Origin of the sequence: Psychrobacter sp. JCM 18903 (genome assembly GCF_000586475.1) — a bacterium.
GTDB lineage: Bacteria > Pseudomonadota > Gammaproteobacteria > Pseudomonadales > Moraxellaceae > Psychrobacter.
Genome location: NZ_BAWJ01000019.1, coordinates 14304 through 40854, shown reverse-complemented (window position 1 = coordinate 40854; position 26551 = coordinate 14304). Strand labels below are relative to the sequence as shown.

Annotated in this window: 28 protein-coding genes and 3 pseudogenes; 17 read left to right on the top strand and 14 right to left on the bottom strand. The window is 43.6% G+C overall.

The window, feature by feature from the left end; all coding sequences use genetic code 11:
- Positions 1 to 39 precede the first annotated feature (39 nt).
- On the top strand, positions 40 to 429 hold the full coding sequence (locus TT12_RS17710; RefSeq protein WP_243443679.1) for an HD domain-containing protein: 390 nt from the start codon (positions 40 to 42) through the stop codon (positions 427 to 429).
- Between the two features lie 115 nt (positions 430 to 544).
- Positions 545 to 1148: pseudogene (locus TT12_RS19155) on the top strand (DUF1287 domain-containing protein).
- 132 nt (positions 1149 to 1280) lie between these two features.
- Here TT12_RS19155 and asd read toward each other — a convergent pair.
- Complete coding sequence (gene asd / locus TT12_RS12355; RefSeq protein ID WP_045455291.1) at positions 1281 to 2117, bottom strand: archaetidylserine decarboxylase; 837 nt, start codon at positions 2115 to 2117, stop codon at positions 1281 to 1283.
- A gap of 112 nt (positions 2118 to 2229) precedes the next feature.
- Here asd and dtd point away from each other — a divergent pair, with 112 nt between their 5' ends.
- The 4 genes and pseudogenes from dtd to phoR all read left to right on the top strand — a co-directional run bounded on the left by dtd (position 2230) and on the right by phoR (position 4727).
- The gene (dtd, locus tag TT12_RS12350; protein WP_045455288.1) at positions 2230 to 2685 is read left to right on the top strand and encodes a D-aminoacyl-tRNA deacylase; all 456 of its coding nucleotides are present in this window, start codon (positions 2230 to 2232) and stop codon (positions 2683 to 2685) included.
- Positions 2686 to 2841: 156 nt separating this feature from the next.
- A pseudogene (gene phoB / locus TT12_RS12345) lies at positions 2842 to 3545 on the top strand (phosphate regulon transcriptional regulator PhoB).
- An 80-nt stretch (positions 3546 to 3625) separates the two neighbouring features.
- Positions 3626 to 3805, top strand: a complete 180-nt coding sequence (locus tag TT12_RS18915) for a hypothetical protein (protein WP_306304351.1) — start codon at positions 3626 to 3628, stop codon at positions 3803 to 3805.
- 112 nt (positions 3806 to 3917) lie between these two features.
- Positions 3918 to 4727, top strand: a complete 810-nt coding sequence (gene phoR / locus TT12_RS12340) for a phosphate regulon sensor histidine kinase PhoR (protein ID WP_306304350.1) — start codon at positions 3918 to 3920, stop codon at positions 4725 to 4727.
- Here phoR and TT12_RS12335 read toward each other — a convergent pair.
- Positions 4724 to 5326, bottom strand: coding sequence for a M23 family metallopeptidase (locus tag TT12_RS12335; RefSeq protein ID WP_045455287.1), 603 nt, complete (start codon positions 5324 to 5326; stop codon positions 4724 to 4726). The genes phoR and TT12_RS12335 overlap by 4 nt on opposite strands.
- Positions 5327 to 5521: 195 nt before the next feature.
- Here TT12_RS12335 and TT12_RS12330 point away from each other — a divergent pair, with 195 nt between their 5' ends.
- The gene (locus TT12_RS12330; RefSeq protein ID WP_243443678.1) at positions 5522 to 6082 is read left to right on the top strand and encodes a 3'-5' exonuclease; all 561 of its coding nucleotides are present in this window, start codon (positions 5522 to 5524) and stop codon (positions 6080 to 6082) included.
- Positions 6076 to 6207, top strand: coding sequence for a hypothetical protein (locus TT12_RS18605; protein WP_279378895.1), 132 nt, complete (start codon positions 6076 to 6078; stop codon positions 6205 to 6207). The genes TT12_RS12330 and TT12_RS18605 overlap by 7 nt, the downstream gene beginning before the upstream one ends.
- A 36-nt stretch (positions 6208 to 6243) precedes the next feature.
- On the opposite strand, the gene TT12_RS12325 is transcribed toward TT12_RS18605, so the two are convergent.
- A complete protein-coding gene (locus TT12_RS12325; RefSeq protein WP_243443677.1) occupies positions 6244 to 6849 on the bottom strand; it encodes an alpha/beta hydrolase family protein in 606 nt (201 codons plus the stop codon).
- 20 nt (positions 6850 to 6869) lie between these two features.
- The gene (locus TT12_RS17705) at positions 6870 to 7133 is read right to left on the bottom strand and encodes a hypothetical protein (protein WP_243443676.1); all 264 of its coding nucleotides are present in this window, start codon (positions 7131 to 7133) and stop codon (positions 6870 to 6872) included.
- A gap of 286 nt (positions 7134 to 7419) precedes the next feature.
- Between TT12_RS17705 and TT12_RS12320 the strand changes: the two genes are divergently transcribed.
- A complete protein-coding gene (locus TT12_RS12320; RefSeq protein ID WP_045455284.1) occupies positions 7420 to 8097 on the top strand; it encodes an LOG family protein in 678 nt (225 codons plus the stop codon).
- Between the two features lie 121 nt (positions 8098 to 8218).
- On the opposite strand, the gene TT12_RS12315 is transcribed toward TT12_RS12320, so the two are convergent.
- Entirely contained in the window at positions 8219 to 9835 is a 1617-nt protein-coding gene (locus TT12_RS12315) for an FAD-dependent oxidoreductase (RefSeq protein ID WP_045455281.1), read from the bottom strand.
- 520 nt (positions 9836 to 10355) lie between these two features.
- Between TT12_RS12315 and TT12_RS12310 the strand changes: the two genes are divergently transcribed.
- Positions 10356 to 10790, top strand: a complete 435-nt coding sequence (locus tag TT12_RS12310; RefSeq protein WP_045447953.1) for a COG4315 family predicted lipoprotein — start codon at positions 10356 to 10358, stop codon at positions 10788 to 10790.
- A gap of 107 nt (positions 10791 to 10897) precedes the next feature.
- On the opposite strand, the gene TT12_RS12305 is transcribed toward TT12_RS12310, so the two are convergent.
- Together TT12_RS12305 and TT12_RS12300 are read right to left on the bottom strand one after the other, a co-directional pair.
- Complete coding sequence (locus TT12_RS12305; RefSeq protein ID WP_045455278.1) at positions 10898 to 11986, bottom strand: GNAT family N-acetyltransferase; 1089 nt, start codon at positions 11984 to 11986, stop codon at positions 10898 to 10900.
- Positions 11987 to 12227: 241 nt separating this feature from the next.
- Entirely contained in the window at positions 12228 to 12728 is a 501-nt protein-coding gene (locus TT12_RS12300) for a YceI family protein (protein ID WP_243443675.1), read from the bottom strand.
- Between the two features lie 587 nt (positions 12729 to 13315).
- Here TT12_RS12300 and TT12_RS12295 point away from each other — a divergent pair.
- Positions 13316 to 13597 (top strand): type B 50S ribosomal protein L31, encoded by a 282-nt coding sequence (locus TT12_RS12295; RefSeq protein ID WP_011281173.1) that lies wholly within the window; start codon positions 13316 to 13318, stop codon positions 13595 to 13597.
- A 139-nt stretch (positions 13598 to 13736) separates the two neighbouring features.
- Here the strand turns inward: TT12_RS12295 and TT12_RS12290 are convergent, their stop codons facing one another.
- The 5 genes and pseudogenes from TT12_RS12290 to TT12_RS17695 form a co-directional block, all read right to left on the bottom strand.
- On the bottom strand, positions 13737 to 14585 hold the full coding sequence (locus tag TT12_RS12290) for an SGNH/GDSL hydrolase family protein (protein ID WP_045455274.1): 849 nt from the start codon (positions 14583 to 14585) through the stop codon (positions 13737 to 13739).
- Between the two features lie 4 nt (positions 14586 to 14589).
- A pseudogene (locus tag TT12_RS12285) lies at positions 14590 to 15986 on the bottom strand (nicotinate phosphoribosyltransferase).
- A 133-nt stretch (positions 15987 to 16119) separates the two neighbouring features.
- Positions 16120 to 17064 carry a bifunctional nicotinamide-nucleotide adenylyltransferase/Nudix hydroxylase gene (locus TT12_RS12280; RefSeq protein ID WP_502685187.1) on the bottom strand — a complete coding sequence of 315 codons (945 nt, stop codon included), beginning with the start codon at positions 17062 to 17064 and terminating at the stop codon, positions 16120 to 16122.
- A 280-nt stretch (positions 17065 to 17344) separates the two neighbouring features.
- Positions 17345 to 17635: a hypothetical protein gene (locus tag TT12_RS17700; RefSeq protein WP_243443674.1), complete on the bottom strand. Its 291-nt coding sequence runs from the start codon at positions 17633 to 17635 to the stop codon at positions 17345 to 17347.
- Between the two features lie 190 nt (positions 17636 to 17825).
- Positions 17826 to 18302, bottom strand: coding sequence for an alpha/beta fold hydrolase (locus TT12_RS17695; protein ID WP_243443673.1), 477 nt, complete (start codon positions 18300 to 18302; stop codon positions 17826 to 17828).
- 859 nt (positions 18303 to 19161) lie between these two features.
- On the opposite strand from TT12_RS17695, the gene nfuA reads away from it, so the two are divergent.
- On the top strand, positions 19162 to 19845 hold the full coding sequence (nfuA, locus tag TT12_RS12265) for a Fe-S biogenesis protein NfuA (RefSeq protein ID WP_045455268.1): 684 nt from the start codon (positions 19162 to 19164) through the stop codon (positions 19843 to 19845).
- A gap of 205 nt (positions 19846 to 20050) precedes the next feature.
- Complete coding sequence (locus TT12_RS12260) at positions 20051 to 21373, top strand: O-acetylhomoserine aminocarboxypropyltransferase/cysteine synthase family protein (RefSeq protein WP_045455264.1); 1323 nt, start codon at positions 20051 to 20053, stop codon at positions 21371 to 21373.
- Positions 21374 to 21512: 139 nt separating this feature from the next.
- Here the strand turns inward: TT12_RS12260 and TT12_RS12255 are convergent, their stop codons facing one another.
- Together TT12_RS12255 and rsmI are read right to left on the bottom strand one after the other, a co-directional pair.
- Positions 21513 to 22532, bottom strand: coding sequence for an adenosine kinase (locus tag TT12_RS12255; RefSeq protein WP_045455261.1), 1020 nt, complete (start codon positions 22530 to 22532; stop codon positions 21513 to 21515).
- Between the two features lie 51 nt (positions 22533 to 22583).
- Positions 22584 to 23552 (bottom strand): 16S rRNA (cytidine(1402)-2'-O)-methyltransferase, encoded by a 969-nt coding sequence (gene rsmI, locus TT12_RS12250; protein ID WP_045455259.1) that lies wholly within the window; start codon positions 23550 to 23552, stop codon positions 22584 to 22586.
- A gap of 159 nt (positions 23553 to 23711) precedes the next feature.
- Here rsmI and TT12_RS12245 point away from each other — a divergent pair, with 159 nt between their 5' ends.
- From TT12_RS12245 to TT12_RS12235, 4 genes are all read left to right on the top strand, one after another.
- On the top strand, positions 23712 to 24185 hold the full coding sequence (locus TT12_RS12245) for a YraN family protein (RefSeq protein WP_207804074.1): 474 nt from the start codon (positions 23712 to 23714) through the stop codon (positions 24183 to 24185).
- A gap of 227 nt (positions 24186 to 24412) precedes the next feature.
- Positions 24413 to 25243, top strand: a complete 831-nt coding sequence (locus TT12_RS12240) for a BON domain-containing protein (protein WP_045455256.1) — start codon at positions 24413 to 24415, stop codon at positions 25241 to 25243.
- 276 nt (positions 25244 to 25519) lie between these two features.
- Positions 25520 to 25804: a hypothetical protein gene (locus tag TT12_RS15690; RefSeq protein ID WP_207804073.1), complete on the top strand. Its 285-nt coding sequence runs from the start codon at positions 25520 to 25522 to the stop codon at positions 25802 to 25804.
- Positions 25777 to 26526: an alpha/beta hydrolase gene (locus TT12_RS12235; RefSeq protein ID WP_243443672.1), complete on the top strand. Its 750-nt coding sequence runs from the start codon at positions 25777 to 25779 to the stop codon at positions 26524 to 26526. Before TT12_RS15690 ends, TT12_RS12235 begins: the two co-directional genes overlap by 28 nt.
- Positions 26527 to 26551 lie beyond the last annotated feature (25 nt).

Genomic DNA, 26551 nt, shown 5'->3' with positions numbered 1-26551 from the left:
ACAGTTTGAGCTAGATGTCAATCATGAAAACTACTCAAGATGGCGTTGGTACATGACTTGGGTGAGATTGACGCTGGCGATACGTTTTTATTCGCAAACAGTCGTAGCGAGGCGCACATTGAAGAACGTGCTGGTATTGCCAGGTTACAACGTGAGCGTGGCAATGGCATCATGGATTTAAATGAAATTTGGGAAGAGCAGGAGACGGGTAGTAGTAAAGAAACCCAGCTGATCAGAGTGGTTGATCGCTTATTGCCTTTTTTATTGAATTTAAATACCAATGGAAAAACGTGGATTGATGCTAACGTCACGTGCTCGCAAGTGGCTGCGGCACTTGCTTTTATCAAAGACAGCTTTCCTCCCATTCATGATTGGCTATCAAAAAATATCGACTATGCGACTCGGCAAGGGTGGTTGGTTGATGCTTAAGTAAAGCCATCATTTTGCCGTTTACATGTTTGCAAATATTTATCTTTTTCAACTAGTAAAGCATTTATAGTTAGCTCAATGAGCGGTTAAATCCATTATATAGAGAGATTGTTAAATGAGAATTACTGGCACTTATAAGGTTTTTGCTAAATCGCTCGTCTTTGTTAGCCTATTAACTTTGGCGCAACTAACGCAGGCCGCCGCACCTATTAGTAATGGTGATAAACTGGCGCACGATGCCAAAAAACAGATCGGCATTACCACTAGCTATGATCCTGCTTACCGCAAGTTGGATTTTCCGCGTGGCGATGTGCCGATAGAAACTGGCGTCTGTACCGATGTTATCGTCCGTGCTTATCGCTTGCAAAATATAGATCTACAGCAATTAGTCAACCATGATATGAAGTCAAATTGGTCGGCTTATCCAAAGACTTGGGGCTCAAATCAACCGATAAGAATATCGACCATCGCCGAGTGCCAATCTTGAAGTGTTTTTTGCGCGTCACGCAAAGACATTATCGACGACTGATAAAGCCAGTTTTCAAGCAGGGGATGTGGTGACGTGGCGACTACCGAATGGCAATTTGCCGCATACAGGTATCGTCTCTGATAAAGTCGCTGCGGATGGTACACCGCTGATTATTCACAATATCGGACGCGGCACGCAAGAAGAAAATATCTTATTTGCTTATCCTATTCTCAAACACTTTCGTTATTAACTACTTTTTTTATTAACTACTTTTATTATTAAGCTAGTACGTTGCGATAAGATAATTACCCATAATAAAAAGCTCAGTTCAACATAGATTAGGATGCTGAACTGAGCTTTTTTGAGTCGTTAAATCGCTTGCCTATGGAGTGTTAGCGACACCCAATAACTGTCCCATTTTTACCACACTATCGGCTTTCATACTGTCTTGCCAATCGGCTTTTGCGCCTTTTGGCAGTATCACAATAGCGGTTGAGCCTAAATAAAAACGACCCAGCTCATCGCCTTTCTCAAAGCTCATATTGTGCTCAGCTTCTTGAATATCGTCAGTGCGGGCAATTTTGCCAGTCGCCACCGTTTCGATACCAGCGACAATCATTGCCCCAACCATCACCACCGCTGCTTTACCATATGCTGTATCAAACAGACAAACCAAGCGTTCATTACGCGCAAATAAGTCTGGCACATTTGCTGCCGTAGTATTGTTGACCGAAAACAGCGTGCCCGGTACATAACGGGTTTTGGTTAGAGTACCGGCGAAGGGCATATGTACACGGTGATAGTTACTGGGCGCAAGATAAACCGTCGCAAAACTGCCATCCGCAAAATAGCGGCCATCTTCACTGTCAGCAAGCAGTTGACCAACGTCATAATAGCGACCTTTTGCTTGGAGCAATTTATGGTCGTCAATTTGACCCAACTGCGAGATAATACCATCGGCAGGACTGACGATACCATGAGGCGTCATGTCGATAGGGCGCGCGTCTTCTTTTAGCTCACGAGTAAAAAAATCGTTAAAGCTCTCATAGGCGTTGAGACTTTGGCGCTCATACTCGTCCAAGCTGACGTTATAGGCTTTAGCAAAGCTACGGATAAACGTGCGTTTAACATAAGGATGGCGGCTAGCGGCTAGACGCCCAGCAACTTTACTCAGTTGCTGCTGCGGGACAAGCTGTTGTAAAGTAGTGAATACATTCATAATGAGGCTACCAAAATAGGGTGTGATGTAATAATTAATAAGCAAGAGAATGGCCGTATTTTATCATGGACGGCGTATTATTGTATGGGCATAATTGGTAAGGAATCCGTAAATGAAAGCACTTATACAGCGCGTACACCGTGCTAGTGTCACCGTCGATGCGCAGTGTGTTGGTACGATTGAGCAAGGCATATTGGCTTATATTGGTTTAGGGCCTGATGACGACATAACAAGCGCCCAGCGCATGGTAGATAAAATCCTTACCTATCGTATTTTTGACAATGATGATGATCCTGCCAAGTACGGCAAACTGGATAAAAATGTCCAGCAAGTTGGTGGCGGACTGTTATTGGTATCACAGTTTACGCTAATGGCAAAAACAGACAAGGGTCGTCGCCCTGACTTTGGTGGTGCGATGGCACCTGATGCGGCTCAAGCATTGTTTGCGCAATTGGTCGCTTATGCCAACACGCAATATCCAAACGTGGCAACTGGTCAATTTGGTGCCAATATGCAAGTGTCGAGCGTCAATGATGGGCCATTGAATTTCTTGTTAGAAGTAAATTGAGTAAACCAAGCATTAGCCGTCACGAGACTTATGAACCGCTTAAAAGTCGAATGTCATTAAACTGTCATAATTACCCCGTTTAATAGGGAGCAGCAGGCGAGCATTTATCGCCTTTTTTGTCAGCCAAATGTTGTCCTCTAACACTGAGAATGCCGTATGTATAATGAGCAAATTTTGATTGTTGAAGATGAACCTGCGATTCGTGAAATGATCGTCATGACGCTAGAGATGGCGGGATTTGATAGTCTGCAGGCAGCGGATGTATCTGAGGCGCACCAACAAGTGTCGATCACCGCCCTGCGCTGATTTTGCTAGATTGGATGCTGCCCGGTGATAAAAGTGGCATTGATTTTTGCCGATTGCTCAAAAACGATGAGCTACTCGCTGAGATACCAGTCATTATGCTGACGGCTAAAAGTGAAGAGGACAGCAAGGTGCATGGCCTCGATGCTGGTGCTGATGATTATATGACCAAGCCTTTTTCGACACGAGAGTTAATATCCAGAATCAAAGCAGTATTGCGGCGTAGTAACGCGCTCAGTAGCGATAAACCTATCGAAATCGGCAATCTGAGCCTTGATCCCAAAAGCCAGCGAGTGACAGCGGCTGGTAAAGTGGTTGATGTCGGGCCTACAGAATATCGATTATTGGCATTTTTTATGAGTCATCCAGAGCGTGCCTATACGCGGACGCAGCTGCTAGACCAAGTATGGGGCGGTAATGTATATATCGAAGATAGAACCATTGATGTGCATATCAAACGTTTGCGGACATTATTACGACCGCATCAATGTGATACGTTGATACAGACAGTACGTGGGACAGGCTATCGATTTTCTAGCTTTATTGAACCAATTTAACGAACGGTTTTTATTCGCTATAAAAGCAGTATGTCAATCGCAGCACAGTGAAAAACGGCGAATAGTGATAAGGATGATGGATGAACACCCTAATATCGGCTCAAGGCGACCAACAAAACAAGTCACTGCTAGCAACTCAGCAGAATACAACAGATCAACTCAAAAAAATTAGAAGCGCACTACGCGCATTGCGTGATGCGGTGGTTTTGCTCAATGACGATGATGGCTTGAATGGTGGAATCAGGCCGCCGAAGATTTAATGTTGTTACAGTTGTCAGATAAAGGTAAGTGCATTTTTGACTTTATTAGTGCGCCTGAATTTCGTCAGTATTATCAGGCGACAACCAACCTAACGATGGTGCTCAGGATGGTGTGCACATTGTCTCGTGGCGCGCGCCCAAGCGTTATTTAAAGTGTGAGCTCACGCCTTTTGGTGACGAGAAGCTGCTCATCATTTATGATGTGACGCGCTTGCATCATTTGGAGGAGATGCGCCGCGATTTTGTGGCGAATGTTTCGCATGAGTTACGCACACCGTTGACCGTCATGATGGGTTATCTGGAAAATTTTTCGGATCAGCCAGATATGCCGCCGCATTGGAAGCGCGGGTTTGAGCTGATGAGCCAACAGACTGCGCGTATGAATAGAATTGTGAATGACTTATTGCTGTTATCTCGCATCGAAATCGAAGAAACCCATGAGCTCAGTTATATTGATATGACCAAGCTGCTGACCCATGTTTATGATGATGCGCAAGCGTACAATCAAGAATATGGGCATACCATTCACTTGCAGATAGACACTTATGACGGACTGTATGGCTCAGAGATGTATCTAAATAGCGCGCTTTCTAATCTGGTGATTAATGCCATCAAATACACGCCCAAGGGCGGTAATATCGCCATTAGCTGGACAAAAACGTCAGAAGGCTGCCGATTTGCCGTCGAAGACAACGGTATTGGTATTGCACCTGAGCATATCGCACGGTTGACGGAGCGTTTTTATCGTATTGATAAAGGTCGTAGTCGGGCGACTGGCGGCACAGGGCTAGGTTTGGCAATCGTTAAACACGTTTTATATCAGCATGAGGCTAATTTACAAATTGAATCAGTAGAAGGGCTGGGCTCGACGTTCAGCATGGTATTTCCAGCTGCCCACATTAGATCAGCTGCGATACCCTAATTTTTTTGTAAAAGTGGATAGGGGTTCACTGCACTACCATTGATATAAATACCGTAATGTACATGTGGCGGCGTACCTTTTGCATTGCCACTGTCGCCGACGTAGCCGATGATATCGCCGGCATCAACCCAGTCGTTTGGACTAATATCTGCATAATCTTCTAAATGCGCATAATAATGCCCTGCGCCGCCTGGTCCAACCACGACCACCACACGACCGCCTAACGTATTTTCACCAACTTTGCTGACGATGCCTTGTGTTGTGGCTCGTATTGGTGTGCCTCGTGCGGCAAAGATATCGATACCTTCATGACTGCGACCTTGACTGCGTGCAGCGCCCCATGTATCTGTTAGATGTTGTTCTGGAAGTGGACTGGGTAAGCTGTTTTCCGTCGGTGGTTCTTGCTGTAATAAGCTGAGCTGTTGCCATTTTGCTATCACAAATGACTGAGTGTGTTGGCTGATACTGGGTAAGAGCCTATCAAATACAAATAATAGCATCAACAATACAGCCGCTTTAATGAGCACACTGAGTGCACTGCTTAAAAAGGTTGGCATTTTCTTTTGTTTTAATTGCGGATTACTGTCATCTGCTGGCATCTATCTCTCTTCAGTTTTTTAAATGGACTTCAATTGATATTATATAAGTGAAGTTATCTATTCTTTGTATGCCATTGTTATCTCTAGTTTTTATCCCCATAAATATAACGTTTCTTTTAAAGTTTACGTATTTTTAAAACGTTACAATAGATACCAATATTGCTATCTATTATTGCTATCTATGGCTGAACTTTTATGACTGATACTGCGCTGATTATCGACACCGAAACCGACCAAGGTCGTGATCCGCGTCCGATTCAAGTGGCGACTATTAATGCTATGACGGGTTTTGAGTGGATGAAGTATTTTAATAGTGGTCGTTCGATATCACCAGTTGTCATTAGAATTCATGGCATTACTGATGATGATGTCGCTGGTCTTGAGCGCTTTGATTTAGAGGCGTTTGAGTTGCCACAGTATTTGATTGGTCATAATGTCCGCTTTGATTGGCGGGTTATTGGCAGTCCATCTACTAAGTTGATATGTACGGTGCGGCTGGCGCGTGTGGCTTTTCCAGAGTGGAGTGCTTATGGTCAGTCCAAATGTATCGAGCAATTATTAGGCAAAGAGGAAGCAAGCAGGATGACGATTGCCGCTCATGATGCGCTGGGTGATGCGCGTATGTGTTATTTGCTTTATCAGGCGTGTTGTGAGCGCCTAGCCATTGCACCGACGGATTTTGCTGTTGTCCATGCTATCGCTAATAAAGCCAATCCAGTGAGCAAAATGCCTTTGGCAAACATAAGGGCATGCTGATTAAAGACGTGCCCATCAGCTACGTAAAATGGATGCTGGGTAATATCCACAATATGCAGCCGTCGCTTTATTCTGCCTTAACCAAGCGTGTCAAAGTAGAACAGGCAGCAAAAAATACGCCCTAAATAGAATTGCACTTGAATAGGTTAACTAAACCGAGCTTATTGCTGCTTAGCTAGCCAATCAACCGCCATTTGCCAAAGCTGTGGGGCTTTAGCGTTGGTTCTGCTACTAAAATAGCGCATATGACCGATGCTGTTTAGACCAAAGTCTTTGGGATCTAAAAACTGCTTTTCGACTGGCATTTTAGTAAAAACACGAATCATATCATCCATATTTTTGCTATTGGCAATGTCATCATCACTAAACCCCAGCCATAATGATGGCATAGTAATGTCATTGTAAAAGTGCGTTTGTATACTTTTGCCAAAGGCTGTTTTGATATAGCCTGCGCCATTACACCATTCGCGCCACTGCCGAGACACGCCCCGTGGTAGCGGTTCGCCCATACCAATTTTATCTGACGGCGTGTACCCTAACGTCAAGTTGGTGAGTGGAATAAAGGCATCCATAAAACCCATCGCCTTGAGTTTATAGGGCATGCTCATATTTTTAATACGACCTGATGAGCAGGCGACATTGAACACTGAAGCGAGCGCACTATAATTTGACATCAAACCAATCAGCTGACCGCCTGCACTATGACCAATTAAATGATAAGTGGCGTCGGCAAATTCATCTTGCAACGCATCAAGGACGGCTGGCATATCATGGCGACCCCAGCTAATCAGCGATGCATCGCATTTAGCCAATGCAGACGACAGCGATTCACCGATGCTTCATTGTCAAAGGTTAGTACACCAAAGCCATTTTCTGCTAAGTGAGTGGCAAAATTGTGATAAAACTGGCGCTTGATACCCGTTGCTGGCGCGATCATAACCGCTTTTTTTACCTCGTTTTTAGGGCGATAGACAGTCGCTGCCAATGCCTGATTGCGCTCAGTCATGATACTCAGTGAATAAATATCCGTCTGATACTGTTTATTTTCCATGCTGTAACCTTCATATTGTTATGGTTCTATACGGTGTGGAGTGGTTATTTATTTGCAATTATTTATCAATAATCTGCTCTTAAAATGTAGTCATTACGTAGTGATAAACCGCTTAAATTAGCTGATAGCCACCTGATAGCATCGCTTATGTTAAGATAAATGCTGGCAAGCAAGGCGTTCAATTGTGACTTTCAAGTTCTATGCTATTTATCTTGGGTGGTATTATCCATTAGGGTTTTAACGAGTATTTAACAAAAACAATCGATATAAAAATTAAGGAAGCTATATGCAAATGAAAATTAACAATGACACTTATGAAGTCATTACCAGTCAAGACATTACCAATATTGAAAAAGCAGTGGATAAATCAACGTTAACGATGCCGTTGGTAGCGGTTTATTGTGGTTCGCGTTTGGGCAATAATGAAGTCTATGAGCAGGCAGCCCGCGAGTTGGGTAGTGCGCTTGCCGACAATGGCATGGGTTTGGTCTACGGCGGCGCGAGCATCGGGCTGATGGGTGCCGTTGCAGATGAGGTGATTCAAGGCGGTGCGCAAGCGGTTGGTGTGATTCCAACCTTTATGCTCAAACATGAGATTGCTCATGAGCAGCTGACTCGCCTGCATTTGACAGATACCATGCACACTCGCAAAACCGTGATGGCGGAGTATGCCGATGCCTTTATTACCTTGCCGGGCGGGCTTGGTACTTTAGAGGAAATTATGGAAATCGCCACGTGGCGTCAGCTCTATCAACATGAAAAACCGATGATTATTTTGAATATCAATGGTTTCTATGATCGTATGATCGAGCACTTAAAATATACGGCTGACCAAGGTTTTATGAAGCAAGAAGATCTGGAGCGTTTGGTGGTATGTAACACGATTAATGAAGCCATTGAGCTATTAAAAACAGTCGTAAAAATAGATGATGCAGTCGATACTGAAAAAATGGCTGGTAATTAAGAGTACGTATTCTTATTTATAAATGCTTTTATATATAAATGTTTTATGCATAAGAAAAGAGAGAAGGGCTGATCGTTAGCCATTCTCTCCTTTTTTTGTGCAATTTTTAATAGAACGCTTTTTATATCTCAGTAGCACTTGCATCATTAGCGGTGTTGAAACCCTTTAAGGTTGTCTCGCCAATACCGTGATTCACATCAGCCATTGCTAATGGAAAGCCTCGTTGATCAGCCAGTGTACGTGCGACTTTATCAATCGCCGTACTATCGTGTTTTGTTAAATACGCCCAATTATGAGCATAACGATTGCGGTTGGCTGGCGTGTCATGATCGATTAAGCCAAGTTCAGTCAATTCATCAATGATTTGATCGGCAGCAATCAAAGTTGATGATGCTTTGACGTTTTCCGCACGAGCATAGCGAATATTAGAGTACAAGCTTACATCAGCTACTCGCAGCGTATCGTCCTCACCAGGAATTTGCTGCCCACCATATAGCGCGTTACCGACCGTACGTGCGCTATGGAATGTCGGTACAAACTCCGCTACATAATCAATCGCTTGCTGACTACGCGCTTGTAACGGTGCCTTATCCCAGCCATCTTCGATATAGTGTACATACTGCGGCGGCAGCTTAGGTTGGGCGCTGTCTTTGCTAGAGGCGACCAAGCCATCATTGAATAGCGTGATAAATTTGCTCATGCCATGTATTTGAAAATAACCACCGGGATAAGGCGTGAGTTGAGCCATGCCTTCTGGTGTGCCGCGACTGCCATAAACGATAATCTCCGGTATCTGTCCGCCAGTATCATTCCAGTGGGTAATATAAGACGATTTAAACTCGACCATACGCGTGACTTTGACCCCGACCATATCATCGATGACGCCAGTACGAAAACCGCAAGCGTTGATTAAGTAATCCACTTCGATAGATTCAGTTGTATTTTCAGTTGCAAATTTGGTTGTAAGCTTAGTTTCAGAGCTGGCAGCTCGTTGATAATCAATACGCCATTTAGTGACGTGGTGGTCTGCGTTTGAGCAGTTTTCACAATCAACAGGCATGACTTGCTTAACCTGCGTATCGGTAAAGACGTGAGCATGCTCATAATCTGCTAATGCCAATTGCGCAGAGGCTGCCAAGCGAAAAATATTCCAGCCGTACTCTTGCACGACAATCAGTGGAAACTTGACTTTATTTAAGTCCAAATACTTAGCTACTGGTATCATCCATTCATCAACCGACCGCGGCACAGTGACTTGTTCACGTTCTGACAGCGCAATGAGTTGCTCATGACTATAAAGCTGATAATAGTTTTCAGGTGCGCCCAACACTTTGTTATTAGCATCTTCGGCGATAAGCTTACGATACGCATCAGTCAAGATATCAAGACGTGGTAGCAAATCTTCTGGCAAGCCTTCATCGCGGGTTGGCACAGCAAATACGGTCGGGCGAACATCGATGGTATAAGGATAAAGGCGCAATATATCGATACATTGTTTTAGGAGAGCCACACAATCTTCATCAGGAATCTCGCGGTATAGATTGCCGCCAGCATGCAAGTGACACATCGGGGGACCATCAATCAGCGATTTGTTTTTTTCAAATACATAGGTTTCAAGCCCCAATGCCGCAAGGCGAATAGCAATGGTTGCTCCTGCCGTACCACCACCAAGAATACCGACACGTTTGGCAGAGTGCGCTTGGTTTTTCACTGGGTTTTTAATGAAAGAGTGAGTCATTGTCGTTGTTATATCCTTAATAGCAGTTACAGCAGGTCATGCTCGGTGTATTTGTTAAATGTTTTATTCTAAAATCTTATTTTAAAAAATTTGTCCTAATGGATGTTGTTCTAAGCCGTTTATAACTATTGATATGCGTGCAAAGGACGTCAAGTTCAATATCCATATGAAGCCGCAAGGGTCATATTTGTCATTGTGTAGTAATTCTTAATGTATATAGGGTATTCTACGAAAAATGATAACCAATATGATGGCAAATACGTAAGTAGATAGGTGAGTTTTGTCAATGAATGGCTATGGCGCTTGATAGCAATGGCTATGCCAGTTTACCCAATTTGCAAATACATAAGCTTTTGTAAATTTATATATGGATAGAAACGACTGCGCTGTTGCATATGCTATATTAAAACTGCTTGAAGTCAGCGGTAGGTTTTTTTGCCATTTAAATGGTCTGACGATGAGAAAAATCCAAATAGAAATTTATGATGACAATCACAATCAAAATGACAAGGAAGTTATTATGAAACGTATGCTTATATTATCGGCTCTCACCGGTGTTTTAACGCTTACTGGTTGTACCACGTTAAACAATGTATTCGGCAATGATGATTCTGGCATGCATGATGTACAAGCCACCAATAAAAATACCGCGCCAGTCGCGAGTAAAAACGGCATGTTAGTCGATGCAAGCAATCACATGACCTTATATACCTTTGACAAAGATGGGATGAACAAATCAGAGTGTGGGAGTGCTTGTCTAATTGCTTGGCCCGCATTTATGGCACCGAGTAATGCCAAAGCTTCAGGGCAGTTTGCAGCGTTTCAGCGCGAAGATGGCAAGTATCAATGGGCGGTAAATGGTAAACCGTTATATTTCTATGCCAATGATACAAAGGTGGGCGATAAAGATGGCGACAATAAACTGGGCGTTTGGCATATCGTCAAAACCAAGTAAAGTAAGCCATTGTCTACCGAAATGAAAGACAATTAGCATCAAAAAAGCAGCCATTGTAATGGCTGCTTTTTATTGGCTTGAATGATTAGAATCGTAAAATAACGCGATCAAATATCTGCCAAAGCTTCCGCTTGTTCAGTCTCCAAGATACTTTCTTTAGTAGGCTCTTTTCTATATAAAGGGAAAAAGTCGGAGCGTAAATCATTTTCGGTGAACCAGCTATCAGCGACTAATGCTTCGTATTTTGCTGGATTAACGACGAGTCTATAAGTTTTGAATAATAACTCTTGTGAGCTAAACCCTTTTTTATACTCGTATAAAGAATCTAGATTAGAGCCTACGCCGCCGCCAAGATGCAGTAATTTATAATGGTTGGTTCGGCCCCAATCACGAGCCACATGGGTAATAAGTTTGGAAGGTTGTAGATGGGTATAGGCGTTGAGCGTGCCTCCGAGATGAAATTGCATGATGCCCGATTCTTTACAGATTGTGTAGATAGAGGAACCAATGGCTTTATTATCCTGATAGGCAGTTATCAGTAGTATTCTGTCTTGCAAATTTTCGAGCAAATTAAAAAAGTAATCATCATCAAAGAAGTAGTACTGATCTGCCTTCACCTGCGCCATCGTTTCTTTGTAAATATTAGAAAACATCACTGCATTCTCTCTGGTTAAACGCTCAATTTTTGTCACGACATCCATTTTTAAGGCTTTTTTAATGCCTCTACGATGACGATTTTGAGTCTCGCTCCAGTGTTCCTCTTCAGATTTACCCAAGTCAGACATCAATGTCAATCCATGAGTGAGTGCTTTGCCGACCGTTGGTAGCCACTCTTTATTGATGATTGGATGCAGTCGCATGAATAAAGACACACAGCCTTTTGCTAAGAGAAAACCTCTTACTTCTGCCAATATTATGTCTAATTCGGCATCAGTGAGAGACTTATCCATGACAGGGCCGCCGTAACCATAAGTAGAGGTAGCATCCCAATGCTCTGAGTCGATTTCTCTTATAATGAGAGGCAAAAAGATCTTTTTATTGTTATAAGTGGCAATCACTCCTTGAGGAGTGCCTTTATCGACAATAGCTGACGCAGCAATCCAACCAGATAAGTGATAAATATCAAAGTGATAATCAGCGATGTTTTTATCCCATTCAGTATTTATCTCGGTAAAGTCTACCTGTACTGTATCCATCTTTCTGCTCCCTCAGCGTTATGTTTTATATTCGTAAATCCGTATATATGAATATAACAATAAAAACTGAGGTTAACAAGCAGATGGGAAGTATTTATGCGATTTATTGAATATATATAAATGTCGAGTGAGTTGATTCATTATTGTCAAAAAAGCAGCCACTATGATGGCTGCTTTTTTTAGAGTATGTAGAGAGAGTATGTAGAGGAAGTAGCGATTTGTGCTTGGCTAAAAATTAGACTTATTTAGATTTTTTGTTGGTTTGCGCTTTTTTCTCTATCAACTCACCATCGATTTGGATCGGGACATTGGTGGTAATGCCATCTGCGAAAGCTGTCATACCATAGGCTGCGCGATCAATATTACCCGTTGCACGGAAGCCAATAACTGGTTCTTTGGTAAGAGGGCTGTTGGCGATTTTATTCAAAGTCACATCCAAAGTTAATGGTTTGGTTTGACCTAACATAGTAAAGTCACCTGTGACCTTGGCTTGTTGCGGATTTATAAATTTTACGCTGGTTGATTTAAAGGTCATGGTTGGATATTTGGCGACGTTAAAAAATTCAGCCTTTTTTAAATGCTCATCACGTGCATCCCAATTGGTGTCAATGCTATCGGTTGCAATGGTGAAGCTCATATTGGTTTTACTGGGTGATTTGACGTCGTAATTAATGACCCCTTTGACGTCGTTAAAATGACCCATGGTGGTCGAAAATCCTAAATGATTGACAGAAAATCCCACACGGGTGTGCGAGTCGTCTAATTGCCATTGACTAGGTAATGCCGCACTTGCAATAGTGGTGAGTGCCAGTGCTGAGCTGATAATCAGGCTTTTGCGCTATTCTTCATAACAGTATTTATCATTATATTGTCCTTATTGAGTGTTTATAAATAGTGGGTGCTTGATTAATGAGGCGACATCAGACAGTATCCATCATCATTAACAAATGATTAACATCGAAAATAATTATTAACTAGATCTAAACTTAAGATATTTATTGATTATTTGAACTAATTTAATATTATACTAACATACCGTATACCTCTCAACAAAATAGAGATTTTGGTGATAACTTATCACATATATCACTCACAACTGCTGCTTGCGTCTAGCGGTAAAAACCGTTAAAATCGCGGTTTGATTTTCCCGCTGGGGAAAGGCTAAGTGAGCAGAGGAATGGTGTTGGGTGCTGGAATAAGCCAGTGATGCAGCTGCCATACTTATCAATGTCCTTAGTGCCTCAGTTACGTATGTCATGACTTGTTTGACACATCGTCTAAGATGGTGTTCAAGAGTGCTATACATACATCGGACATAGAGAGTTTATTATGCGTAAAGATATCCATCCTAATTACCAAGAAGTTTTGTTCCATGACACTAACGCTGACGTGTTTTTCTTAACTCGTTCAACCGTTAAAACCAAAACCACTCGTGAATACGAAGGGTCAGAATATCCATACTACCCACTTGATATCTCAAGTGCGTCGCATCCATTCTATACTGGCGAACAACGCAAAACTTCTACTGAAGGTCGTGTTGCTAGCTTCAACAAACGCTTTGGTGCATTTGGTGGCCGTAAGAAAGCTGCTGATACTGACGCTGCAGAATAATTCACACCTATTGCGTGATATTATTTTGAGCATGTGTTTTTTCAAACATGCACAGCTATAGTATTAAGAACATAAAAAAACCGCTGACTATTCAGCGGTTTTTTTGTTTTAAGTTTTAGAAGTAACGGCTCAATGGTTTTTAATCAGTCAACTCACCATCGGAAGGGGAAGGGTTCAGTAACTGTATAATCAACTCTGACAATTGCTGCGCCCAATAGCCATACATGAGGCTGCTAGGATGAAAACCGTCACTGGCAAACATCACTTTGATATCGATTGGAGTACCGTTCGAATGCTCTGCTATCATTCGTGGAAAGTCAGTGGCCATGTAGGTGACACTATCATGAGCGGCGCAAACTTGCTGCAACGTGTTATCAAGGATAGAGGCTTTAGCACCCACAAAGTTACTTAGCGGGGCAGGTATCGCAGGCATTTGTGCCATCGGCGGCAGGCTTAAAAAAATCAACTCTCGCACGCCGAATTTACGCTGAGCGATAGCAATGATACTTTCAATTTGCTGTTGCCATTTATCCACAGAGACTTTAGAGGTGGTGTCGTTGACGCCGACACTCAGCACCATCACATCAACAGGCTGGCTAGGCGCGAGTAGAACATAAAGCCTACGCAAGATATCAAAGCTGGTATGCCCCGTTGTCGCTTGCAATGACCAGTTCAGTATATCAAACTGATTTTGGATAGCAAACTGCTGCGTCAAAACAGGAATTAAGTTACCGACAAGCGCTTCTTGCTGCGTCTCACTACCGACGCCAGCCGCCGCCGAATCGCCAACGACCATTAGGTTTAATGTCCGCTTGTGCGCTTCTTTTAGCGACTCAATCGCGTCATTTAATTGAACTTGCCCGTGCCTTTCGCCATTTGGCTCAGGTAGACGTACCGTATCACGCTTAATTTTGCGCCCTTGATAAAGATAAATAGGAGCAAGCAGTACATCTCTTGCCACCGAGGCGATTTTATTGCTATTTATCATATTGCTACCATCCTGCACGCTTCCGAATAGTTGTGAGATTGTCTTCAATTAATAATTTACCATCGACATAAATATCACGCAGTAGGTTATCTGCGTCTGCAGCTAGGTCTTCAGCCTTGATGGTTTTTAGCTGTCCATTGCTGTTTTTGACCAGCGCCAAACGTCCCTTCTTTGAGCGTTTTGAGCGGCTGGTAATCGGGTCTTTATAGATGTCTGTCCATGTGCCATCGATAGAGATAGCGCTGGCTTTCATCGCCCAGCTCATGGTGTCGCGGTTGACTTGTTGTAATAGACCACCGCCCATACCAAAGGTCACGTTATCTGCGCTAAAGCCTGCTTTCATGATCACCTCAATGATCTTAGTTAAGCTTTGTGGGCTGATACCATCCCCTTGGATGACACGTACATAATCAGGCAGCACTTTATAACCTTTACTATTAATCGTCGTTCCAAATTTTACTGCCAAGCGCTCTAAGGCTTCGCGAACCACTTTGGCAGGCTCACCACTATCGGGTCGGATGACTAAGGTGCCGCCCATGTTTTTGACGTCGTCTTTCAGGCTGCCGCCCCAAATATTATCAATGGCGTTCCATAAGTCATAGCTGTCAGAGACCACTGAGAAGCTTTTACCTACGCCGCCAAACTGCTCAATCATATTGGCAAAAGCAGCGGTTTCGCCGTCACGACCCCACGCGGTCATGGTGCTATGCTCAGCGGCAGGAATAGAAAACGCGGGCATGTCTTTATCCATGTGGTACCAGCGGCTGGCAGCGACTAACGCCGTCATCGAATCGGTTCCAGCAAAGTTCACTAAATGCGCTAGGCTGCCGAGCGCGACAGACTCTTGACTAGATGCCCCGCGCGAGCCGAAATCGTGCAAACGAAAAGTGAGCGATTCGGTATTGTCTGCTGATTTTTCTAACGCCTGACGAATAATGCCTTTGCAATAATGCGAGACACTAGCGACGGTTGATGGATACCAAATGGCACGGAGTAGCGCCGTTTCGATATAGCTTGGCAGCCAATAAAACTCAGGATCGGTATTGATAACTTGGCAGACTACATTGGATACTGGCACGATGCTACCCTCAGGTATGGCTTCGATGCGCAGTGGCATGTAGCCGCCATGTTTATCAACCAAACGCTCCCAGCCAGCACGGTTAAAGGTCAAACCATGTGCTTGAATGACCATTTCGGCTTCATCAATGTCTTGATGAGTGGTTGGCGTGCTTAGATATTCTTTAATAAAGCTTGCAAGCCAAAGAACACCACATCGTAGTCGCCTTTACGCGCCTCAATATAGCTGGACAGGTACTCACTACCTTTTGGGTATTGCACCCAATGTGAGGTTTTGTAGCTGTCGCTATTTAGCATTAAATTGTTTAAATTGCTGGTATACATCACAGAACTCCTCTGCTTTGAGTTGCCGTAGCTGCGTTAATGAAAGAACAGTTACGGCGGTTAGCCCTTGCTGTCTATCAGCTTGGGCGTGGAAAATTGTTAATGAAAAATCGGATAATCGCCTGATAAAATCCTACAAACCGACCATTTTAGTAATAATTGCATAATGGTCTTCAAACATCATGGTAGCGTCAAGCTCAGCGAGTGGTAGCCAAAAAGCCGTGGCTGCATCGTCGCCGCCTTTTACTTTTGGCAAGCCTTTTGGGTCATTCTTCAGCTGAAAATAAAAGGCTTGGGTAATCGTGCGACCACGTGCTGAACGATAGGGATCGTCAAAGGTATGCTGACTATGACAAGAGCCGCGCAATACTGGTTCAGGGACTTTTAGGCGAGTCTCCTCACGTAGCTCACGGATACAGGCATCGAATAAGGTCTCTTTTGGATTTAAAAAGCCGCCTGGTAATGCCCACAGTCCGCGCCCTGGCATGCTGCGGCGCTCAACCAATAGAATATGTCCTGACTGGACAATCAGGGCATCTGCTGTCATAAAGGTTGGTGGATAAGGCGCTGATTCCCACTGTCTTTTATATTTATCAATAAAGTCGGCTTCTTCGTGCAGATTTTGATATTCGTCTGTTTTTTTGAAGTCATTCAAAACCTTGCGCGTCGACTCAGGCGTGCGTTCAGGAGTCGGGGTCGCACCCATTAGATAGCTATCGCGAATCGGGGTAGCGGATAGATTGTGATAGCTCGGTACTGAGACGGACGCCCAGTTGGGGAATAGCGATAAATAATACGAGGAGCTGTCTTTGGAATGACCAATCAAGCCGATATCAGTTTGCAAATCACCAGTAACAGACTTCACGCCTGCTTGCACGTACTGTAGCCAGCGCGTGTCGTTGTAGAGTGCATCATCTAGAGCAACGCAGTGAATACGTGCTGCTTCTGCTGCTGAATACGCGCCTTTAATCATGGCAGCACGCTCAGCGACGCTAAAGGGATTTCGTAAACTACGCGGTAAGTTAGCAGAGCCGATCAACATAATGACATTATCAGCACGCTTTAATGCTTCGTCGATGACTGCCTTATGTCCACGATGGAAGGCTGGAAACGCCCGATAAAACCAAATAACGATAGTGTTTATTGTCTTTAGCTGAACTTTGCTCTGATGATTCGCTCATATACGCCACTTTCCTACTACGGATATTTCATTGGTTAAAATTTATTGAGTAAAAAGTAATGACGCCAATACTGACACAGCCTATCACTCGCTGACAAGTATAAAGATGTTTAGAGGTGTGCGGTTTTTGGTTATAGTCCTTACCATGCTGTAGTTAGGCTACAACCGCACCGCTATTTTAACGGGCATGCTGCTCAATCCACGCGGTAACTGTTGGCCAAATTTCGTGAGCGGCGTTACGACTGATCATAATGCGGCTGTGCGTATAATCGTCCAAATCCCCATGGCTGAGCGAGTATTCTCGAAAAATATTGGCAGGGTTTTTAAAGGGTTCAAAAAACAGCTGACAACCACGAGTAGGGGAGATGAAATTGTCGCCTTTTGCGCTGATAGCATAGATAGGTATCGTGATTTTTGGCATCTGTTGCCGGTAGTCTAAAGGTGCATCATCAGCGGCGAATGTATCCATGCTGGCTGTCTTAAATGTACGTTGCTTAAGAAACTGCTGTTAAAGTTTTTTTGTAGATTCCAGTCGTACCACTGGCTCATCATATGATAGCTTTCATTAAAAGGCCCTAGCTTGATTTTTTTAGCAGGGATGTAGCCAACCAGCCACGTGAATAATTTTGCTACAAGAATTTTAGTATGATTTATCGGATTTATTGCAGCGCCATAAGCTTGGCAGGCAAACATGCTGGCGCTATTATCTTATCGATATAGCAGGGATGCTGGATCAAAAACATCGTTAAACCAACTCCGCCGCCGCTATGGGTGACGCAATGTAGATTATCGAGTTTTAATTCCTCAAAAAGGTAGCGAAAAGTCGCTTCATAGTCATAGGTTGCAACCGTTTCGAAGTTGAATTTTTCTTTGGGTATTGAGCTTGCGCCATGACCGCGCCATTCCATGATGTAGCAATGATGACCGAGGCGGGCTAGATACTCAGCGATTTTCAAACAGGTTTGTTTGTCCGAAAACGTGCCGTGCGTCAAAAATATGTTTTGCGCTTTTATGGCAAAGGTATTAGTGGTAGAGGTATCGCTCTTTGTTTCGTCTTTTGTATTATCTACAATCTTCCAAACGGCTACTTGTTCGTCGTCTTTGGTCGTTACTAGATTCAGTGTTTGTGTCATCATAAGATTGATTCAACTAAAATATGAAATTTCTGCTAGCTTAAATGTAATGTTTAACAATGAAAATTATAGTAATAAATATAAAGATGCTAAAAAATTGCGTTATAAAATAACGCTTGAACATCCTCTTTTCTTCGATATCTAAGCGATCTCTATAGTCAATATAAAAGAATATCAACTGGAGTAATGGATTATGAAAAAATACCAACGCTACATGAGTTTTGATATAGCGAGACATAATTTCTTTTACAGCTTTGGTATAGTCAACACCCTCCGGTACTAAAAGCGCGACGACTATAATAAGGGCAACAAGAATGCCTAATATAATGATCAATAAGTAAACCTATAAGAAGATATTTAGGACAATACACTTTACCTTGTAAATAGATCTAAAACTAGCGCTAGAAAATAGCAAGCATGATAAGTGCTTTGGTTGTATGGTCTCACACAGTGTTAGACATGCCGTAGTATTCGGAAGAAAGTAGGTGGTTAGTTAGTGTTCTAGGTGCTTGATAATCACGGTTGCTGTCTTTATATAGTAGGGGATATATCAATCATTAGATAAGCGCTATTTATCGTAACTATTTCGTCATTGTTAATAAAGCATTGATAAAACCGATAGCAGTCATTTGTAAGCATTTTGGTTTAATTCACAGTAGCGCAGTCGGAATTGTCGGCTGAGTACGTTATAATAGCTGCTATAAATTGAGCAAAATGTTATAACAACGGCAGTCAACATTCTAAGACAACAGACCGTAATGATTGATAACCCATATAACTTATACCCGCTACCTAATTTTAAATTCACGACACAGTAGCCATGACAGATATAGCGTTTGTGTCATAACGCATAGGACATATTATGAGTGAGCACAACCAAGCTGAGAGCCAACTAGACCAGTCAGCAGACTATGAATCAGCGCTAGATACTGAACAAACTGTAGCAAAGAGCAATATTACTATTACTGAGTCAGCCCAAAGCTACTTAGCAGATTTGTTATCCAAGCAGGATACCGATGGTATCGGCGTGCGTATTTTCGTTGAGCATCCAGGTACGCCGCGTGCAGAGTGCTGTATGGCTTATAATCAACCGGGCGAAGAGGATAGTGCTGACCTGCGTTTTACGTATGACAGTTTTTCTGCCTTTATCGAAGCGGCGTCAGTTCCTTATTTAGAGGATGCGGTGATTGATTATAATAAAGACCGTTTTGGTGGTCAGCTGACCTTCCGCGCGCCAAATTCTAAAGTGCCTAAAGTGGGTGCGGATGCCAGTGTCGAAGAGCGTATCAACTACGTATTGCAGTCAGAGATTAATCCCGGCTTAGCGGCGCATGGTGGCGACGTACAGTTGCTTGAACTGATTGATGAAGAAGGCGTTGGTCTGACTGCGGTATTGAAGTTTGGTGGTGGTTGCCAAGGCTGTTCAGCCGTTGACATGACCTTACGTCAAGGCGTTGAAGTGCAGCTGAAACAACAAATTCCAGAGCTGACCCAAGTCATTGATGAAACCGATCATACCCGTACAGAAAACGCTTACTATAAATAGAAATCTCAGTAAAAGCCAAAGCGTTAAGTAATGTCTGAAGAGTTATTTTAATTAAAAAGCCAAGTTTTGATGAACTTGGCTTTTTTATTGCTATGATTTGGTAGATTGTTTTTTAGCTGAATTTTCAGTGACATATTGTTAATTAATAATTTGTTGATTAGTCATTTATTGATTAATAACTTTTATCGAAATAAAGGAATATATGATGAGTGACGAACAAGCAGCCCAGCAAACAGCCCAAAAATCAGCGACTCCTCAACGTCTTGAGACCTTGGCTATTCACGCTGGTTATAGCGTTGAGCCAACGACCAAGGCGGTCGCAGTGCCTATTTATCACACCAGCTCGTATGCTTTTGATAACACTCAGCATGGTGCTGATTTGTTTGATCTAAAAGTTGCAGGCAATATTTATACCCGTATCATGAACCCGACCAATGCCGTATTGGAGGAGCGCGTCGCGGCGCTCGAAGGTGGTATCGGTGCCCTTGCAGTAGCATCTGGCATGGCAGCCATCACTTATGCGATCCAAACCATCTGTGAAGCGGGCGATAATATCGTTGCTGTGTCGACCTTGTACGGCGGTACTTATAATTTGTTTGCCCATGCATTGCCGCGTCAAGGTATCGAAGTCCGCTTCTTTGATCACAAAAATCCTGAGGCGATTCGTGATTTGATCGATGATAAGACTAAGATGGTCTTTGCAGAAAGTATCGGTAATCCATTAGGTAACATCGTTGATATTCAAGCGCTGAGTGATATCGCACATGAATATGGTGTGCCAGTGGTGATTGATAGTACGGTTGCCACGCCTGCGTTATGTCGTCCTTTTGAGTTTGGTGCAGATGTCGTGATTCATTCGTTGACCAAATATATGAGTGGTACAGGTACCTCGATTGGTGGTGCGATTGTCGATAGTGGTAAGTTCGCATGGGGCGACTATCCTGAGCGTTTCCCGTTATTGAACACGCCAGATCATAGTTATCACGGTGTGAACTTTGTCAAAGACGTGGGCGCAGCAGCCTTTATCGCTCGTGCTCGTGTGGCACCGCTGCGTAATACGGGCGCGGCACTTAGCCCGCTCAATGCTTTTGGTATTTTGCAGGGTATGGAGACATTGAGTCTACGTATGGAGCGCCATGTACAGAACGCCCAAGCCGTTGCAGAATATCTACGTGACCATGATAAAGTTGCTTGGGTGAAATATGCAGGGTTACCTGATCATCCTGAGCATGAGCTTGCTAAGAAATACATGAAAGGCACGCCATCTGCCATCCTAACCTTTGGCGTTAAAGGTGGTCTGGAAGCAGGTGCGCGCTTTATCGATGCGCTGCAGCTGATTACTCGTTTGGTCAATATCGGTGATGCCAAATCACTAGCCTGTCATCCAGCGACGACCACCCATCGCCAGCTCAATGAGCAAGAGCTCGAAAATGCAGGTGTAAGCACTGATATGGTACGTCTATCAATTGGTATCGAGCACATCGAAGATATCAAAGCGGATCTTGCGCAAGCATTAGCCTCGGCTTAGTATTAAACGCTTTTTATTGAACTGAGCAATGTGAGCTGAGCAATGTGAGCTGAATAACTTGTCTCATGATTAATAATAAAAAAGCCCATATCAATTGAGATGGGCTTTTTTATTATTGGCAATGACAGATTTTTATAAGTTAAGCAGATAGTACACGCTTCGCAATATCTCTATAATCTTGTGAGGCTAATCGTGGTCCAAACTGTTGAATCACCTGCGCCGCCACTTCGCTGGCAAGACGACCACATTCAGGCAAGCTATAGTGCTGCGACAACGCGTATAAAAATGCTCCTGCGTAATTATCACCGGCACCGTTGGTATCAATGACATTAGTAACGATTGGTGTAGCAACTTCATAAATCTCAATCTCTGATTTATCATCAGCTTTATGAGCGATTGTTGCACCATTGGCACCATCAGTGACGACTGCTGTCTGGCAATACTCAAGCAGTGCGCGTGCGGCTGCCTTGACTTGTTTTTTGTCCGTAAAGAGTTTGGCTTCCTCACTATTACAGAATATCACTGCCACTTTATTGCCCAGCATATTGAGTAAACCGTCTTTAGCAAACTTCACCACGGCAGGATCAGCAAAACTTACGGCAATTTTTGTAGAATGAATCCCTGCTTGTTGACGCAACTGAGTCATGGCAGGCTGAATACTCTCAGTCATGGCCAAGTAGCCTTCTATATATAGCCAGTCAGCTTGTGTCAGCGCATCAAAATCGACATTTTCTGCGGTGATTTCGCTTGAAGTACCGAGATAAGTTTGCATGGTGCGCTCGCCATCTTCAGTCACTGCGACCACACATGAACCCGTTACTCCGCCTGCATGGATAGATTTCTCTGAAGTTGCAACACCTGCTTCATGTAAGTCTTTTAGATAAAACTCGCCTTGTTGATCGTCACCAACGCGGCAGGCATAAAATGGCTTGCCGCCTAAACTGGCAAAGGTATACATCGTATTAGCCGCTGAGCCACCACCAGCCTGCTTTGAAGGTGCAATTTCTGCCAGCTTAAAATACGCCAACAATTGCTGTTGCTCGTCGATACCTGCCAGCGTCATATTGCCTTTGGTCAAATCGGTTTCATCTAGCGCCGCATCTGACAATACATATTCATGGTCAACCAATGCGTTGCCTATCGCCATTACATTGTACATTGCTCACTTCTCCTCAATTAAGTTATAAATGCCTATTTTTTATAGTCAAAATTAGTCAGCTTGTAGCTCAAGCAGACGCTGATATAGCGCATTCTTTTTTACGCCCGTGATATCAGCGCCCAATGCAGCGGCTTTTTTAACCGATAAGTCCTCAAGCAAGCGCTGCAATAATTTATCATGAATACTGATGTCATCCGCATCCTGCGCCACATTCACGCCAGCGACGACCACGACTATCTCACCGCGCTGTTGATTGTCATCAGCTTTGACAAATTCCACCAAATCGCCAAGGGTACTTTTATGGACAGTCTCAAAGGTCTTAGTCAATTCACGGCAAAACGTCACTTCACGATCTGCGCCAAATACCGCCGCCATGTCTTCTAAACTGGCGATAATACGATGCGGCGCTTCATAAAATATCAGCGTTTCGGTACGTGAGTTTAGAGCCGTAAGCTGTTTTTGGCGACCGTGGGTTTTGGCGGGTAAAAACCCAATAAAGCTAAAGCGGTCTGAGGGCAATCCTGCGACTGACAGTGCGGCAATGGCAGCAGAGGCACCAATGATAGGAGAGACTCTAACGCCTGCGGCATGAGCGGCCTGTACCAGTTGATAACCTGGATCACTGATGAGTGGCGTACCGGCATCACTAATCAAAGCAACCGAATGACCTTGCTCGATCATCTCGATAATTTTGGGTGTTTGAATGGCACTATTGTGTTCATGGTATGCCCAAAGCTTGTTATGACCTTTTTGCTTGGTCGCGATATCAGCGTCTGTCACGTTATTATCGGTATTATTTTTAGTGTTGGGAGCTTCTGACTCTTTTTCGTCGTCGGCTTTACTGCCTTTGGTATCAATGCCAAAATGCGACAATAGCTTACCTGAAGTACGGGTGTCTTCACAGGCAATGATGGCGACTTGCTTTAAAACGTCAATGGCATGCGGCGTCATATCGCTCATATTGCCAATCGGCGTGGCAACGATATATAGACAAGCTGGCATCGCGGTAGGGCTAGACATGAAAACCTCGGAGTATTAAAAGCGGGAATTAAAATATAATGTGGCGCGCTGACTGACAAAACTGGTTAATAACAAATGCAAAAGTGCTTCATCAAATAGGGCTTAAGAAAAGCATAAAACACCATACCAGCATCTGCACGCGAAAGTGGCTAGTTTAGCATGATGTGCTATGATAATTCTGAAATGTTAACCAGACCCATCGACCTTATGTGCAGCCATAAACCTTTGAGCCTCACTTCACCAAAGCAGCGCCAAGGCAGTCTGTTCGAGCAGCAGGCGTGTGAGTTTTTACAATCGCAAGGATTGATTTTGATTGCCCAAAATTGGCAGCAGCCCAAAGTGGGTGAGCTGGATTTGATTATGCTGGAGACAGGTTCAGTATGGTCGACACTGATATTCATTGAAGTGCGTCAACGGCAGCGTTCAGGTTTTGGTGGTGCTGCACTGAGCGTGACGGCAAGCAAACAACGTAAAGTGATTAAAACGGCGCAATATTTTTTGCAACAGCATCCTGAGTATGAGGATTATGATTGCCGGTTCGATGTCATCGCTTATGATACGGTAGGTAATCATATTAAGACCATTGGTCAAAACATAGCAAATCAACCACAATGGCTCAAAGGTGCTTTATAGCAGATACGTGATATTAGGATGCAAAAGCTACCCAACTAGAAGGTAGTAAGTACTTATCATCAAATGAGCGTTACCAAAAACCTAACCGCTGATAGTAAAAATTAAGTAAAGTAGCTAAGTTGTTATTAACTGAATTAACAGTTGTCAAAACAAATGTTATTAGATTAAAACTGGCTCAATCAATTGACTTTATACGATCGTCACACTCATGTTCTAAGAGGTAAATCATGACACGGATGCATTTGCGCACTGCTATTTTTGGCTCATCACGCCGCACCGCGATAGGCGTTATGCTAATGACCAGCATCGTCACTACGGGCTGTACCACCAATTATTTGACCAACAGTACAGAAGGTACGTATGGTGTGCCGATGACAGAGCGTACCATTCCGCAGCGACTACTGGATCGCAGTATCGAACATACCGTTAAAATCAATGTTTATGGATTAAAAGAAGACCTGCAACAAACCAGTCGTATGGGTATTGATAGCTTTAATAGTGAAGTGTTATTGACAGGTGAAGTACCCACTGAGGCCATCAAAGTAGAAGTCGAAAAAGTCGTCAGCTCTATGCCAGATGTGCGTCATGTCTATAATGAGCTAAACGTCAGCGCGTCTAAAGGCTATAGCTCGACGGTTCATGATGGCTATATCACCTCAAAGCTGTTGGCAAAAGTAGCCGCGAGTGATGGTGTCAAAGCCTCACAGATCAAAGCCGTGACCAATGATGGTGTGGTTTATATTATGGGACGTATGACACCGACTCAGCAGAGTCATCTAATCGATATCGCCAATAGCACCGTTGGTGTGACTGAGCTGGTGCTGCTGACGACCGTCGTTGATGACAGGGGCGTAAAGATAAGTAAAGACGACATTATGTCTGAAAATAACTTGGTAAATCCTGCTTCAGCGCCAGTCGTTGTGGATGCTGCTAGCGTTAATAATTCTGAAGCGCCAGCGTCCGTTGGTACATCGACTCCTATCGTCGTGACCGAAGATGGCACAACCGTTGAGCAACCGTCATCAAGCCCCTATATTGACCTGTATCAAGATCAGTAAAAAGTGTTCTAAAACACAGCTGTTATTTATCAATAAAACAAAAAAACAGTGGCTAAATAGCTTGTAGGGTAAGCTATTTGCCCCGTTAGTTTAAACCGTGTTTAATGACAAGAAACCTAAACACTGTTAACAGGAAAAACACGAGAACTTCTGAGCCAGCCAGTAAGATATAAAAAGCGAAGAATAGACAAGACAGTATTAGTGCTTATTTTATAAAACGGCTGTCTCAACGCTATTACTTTTGATCCATGTATAAATATAATAGGGATACTGGCAATGAAGGATGCAAACAAGCGCTTAGAATATAATAAAAGCCGTCAAAAAATAAATAATGAAAGCATGATTAATAATACTGCTAGCAAAGTAGGCATTCTAAAATTCACAGGCGTCGCTGCCTTAGCACTGGGTAGCGTTGCGCTAGCCACCCAGAATGCGCAAGCCTATCGCCACTCGCTATCGTCAATGGCATTACTGCTAGTGGCGGCGTTGGCGTCAGCAAAAATATTCTCTATGGTGATGAGCCCGATCAAGATTTGGATATTTATTATCCCAAGCCATTAGCACAAGCGATGAAAGCCCAAAGCGCCATCAATGATGGTGCGATTAATGATAGCTATCCGATGGTGGTGTTTGTCCACGGTGGCTCATGGGAGAGTGGTAATAAAGAACAGTATGCCTTTGTCGGTCAGAGTTTGGCGCAAGCAGGTTATGTCACCGCCGTAATTAATTATCGTAAAGCGCCTGAGCATGTGTACCCTGATTATGTCAAAGATACGGCGCAAGCGATTGCTTGGAGTATCAATAATGCTCCGAGCCTACATGCTGATCCTAAACGCTTAGCGGTAATTGGACATTCTGCTGGTGCATTTAACGCGGTTGCAGCGGTCGCCAATGAAGATTTTTTAGCGCCTTATGGTATTAAGCCAAAGGATATTACCGCGGTCGTGGGTATTGCTGGTCCTTATAGTTACGACTTCCGTAAATTTGATAGCGCCACCGCCTTTGCTGCTGATGCTACGCCAGACGACGTCATGCCAGACCGTCAAATCAAAGGCGAGCAGCCCCCGTATTTATTGTTGACTGCCGAAAAAGACAAAGTGGTGTATGCGACCAATACGATTAAAATGACCAAAGCGTTGCAAGAGGCGGGCGTCACCGTAGAAAACGGTGAAATAAAAGGTGCCAGTCATGCGACCAGTATTGGTGCGATGGCACCGCCGCTACGTTGGGTCAATGATGTACGCGCGCAAGTACTGACGTACTTGGATAAAATGCTCAAATAATGGACGGCAATCAGAAGTTAGGTGC

Coding starts and splice junctions, on each gene's coding strand:
- TT12_RS17710 (WP_243443679.1), top strand. CDS start 40: ATGGCGTTGGTACATGACTTGGGTGAGATTGACGCTGGCGATACGTTT.
- asd (WP_045455291.1), bottom strand. CDS start 2,117: ATGAATGTATTCACTACTTTACAACAGCTTGTCCCGCAGCAGCAACTG.
- dtd (WP_045455288.1), top strand. CDS start 2,230: ATGAAAGCACTTATACAGCGCGTACACCGTGCTAGTGTCACCGTCGAT.
- TT12_RS18915 (WP_306304351.1), top strand. CDS start 3,626: ATGAACACCCTAATATCGGCTCAAGGCGACCAACAAAACAAGTCACTG.
- TT12_RS12335 (WP_045455287.1), bottom strand. CDS start 5,326: ATGCCAGCAGATGACAGTAATCCGCAATTAAAACAAAAGAAAATGCCA.
- TT12_RS12330 (WP_243443678.1), top strand. CDS start 5,522: ATGACTGATACTGCGCTGATTATCGACACCGAAACCGACCAAGGTCGT.
- TT12_RS18605 (WP_279378895.1), top strand. CDS start 6,076: ATGCTGATTAAAGACGTGCCCATCAGCTACGTAAAATGGATGCTGGGT.
- TT12_RS12325 (WP_243443677.1), bottom strand. CDS start 6,849: ATGCCAGCCGTCCTTGATGCGTTGCAAGATGAATTTGCCGACGCCACT.
- TT12_RS17705 (WP_243443676.1), bottom strand. CDS start 7,133: ATGGAAAATAAACAGTATCAGACGGATATTTATTCACTGAGTATCATG.
- TT12_RS12320 (WP_045455284.1), top strand. CDS start 7,420: ATGCAAATGAAAATTAACAATGACACTTATGAAGTCATTACCAGTCAA.
- TT12_RS12315 (WP_045455281.1), bottom strand. CDS start 9,835: ATGACTCACTCTTTCATTAAAAACCCAGTGAAAAACCAAGCGCACTCT.
- TT12_RS12310 (WP_045447953.1), top strand. CDS start 10,356: ATGAAACGTATGCTTATATTATCGGCTCTCACCGGTGTTTTAACGCTT.
- TT12_RS12305 (WP_045455278.1), bottom strand. CDS start 11,986: ATGGATACAGTACAGGTAGACTTTACCGAGATAAATACTGAATGGGAT.
- TT12_RS12295 (WP_011281173.1), top strand. CDS start 13,316: ATGCGTAAAGATATCCATCCTAATTACCAAGAAGTTTTGTTCCATGAC.
- TT12_RS12290 (WP_045455274.1), bottom strand. CDS start 14,585: ATGATAAATAGCAATAAAATCGCCTCGGTGGCAAGAGATGTACTGCTT.
- TT12_RS17700 (WP_243443674.1), bottom strand. CDS start 17,635: ATGGATACATTCGCCGCTGATGATGCACCTTTAGACTACCGGCAACAG.
- TT12_RS17695 (WP_243443673.1), bottom strand. CDS start 18,302: ATGATGACACAAACACTGAATCTAGTAACGACCAAAGACGACGAACAA.
- nfuA (WP_045455268.1), top strand. CDS start 19,162: ATGAGTGAGCACAACCAAGCTGAGAGCCAACTAGACCAGTCAGCAGAC.
- TT12_RS12260 (WP_045455264.1), top strand. CDS start 20,051: ATGAGTGACGAACAAGCAGCCCAGCAAACAGCCCAAAAATCAGCGACT.
- TT12_RS12255 (WP_045455261.1), bottom strand. CDS start 22,532: ATGTACAATGTAATGGCGATAGGCAACGCATTGGTTGACCATGAATAT.
- rsmI (WP_045455259.1), bottom strand. CDS start 23,552: ATGTCTAGCCCTACCGCGATGCCAGCTTGTCTATATATCGTTGCCACG.
- TT12_RS12245 (WP_207804074.1), top strand. CDS start 23,712: ATGATGTGCTATGATAATTCTGAAATGTTAACCAGACCCATCGACCTT.
- TT12_RS12240 (WP_045455256.1), top strand. CDS start 24,413: ATGACACGGATGCATTTGCGCACTGCTATTTTTGGCTCATCACGCCGC.
- TT12_RS15690 (WP_207804073.1), top strand. CDS start 25,520: ATGAAGGATGCAAACAAGCGCTTAGAATATAATAAAAGCCGTCAAAAA.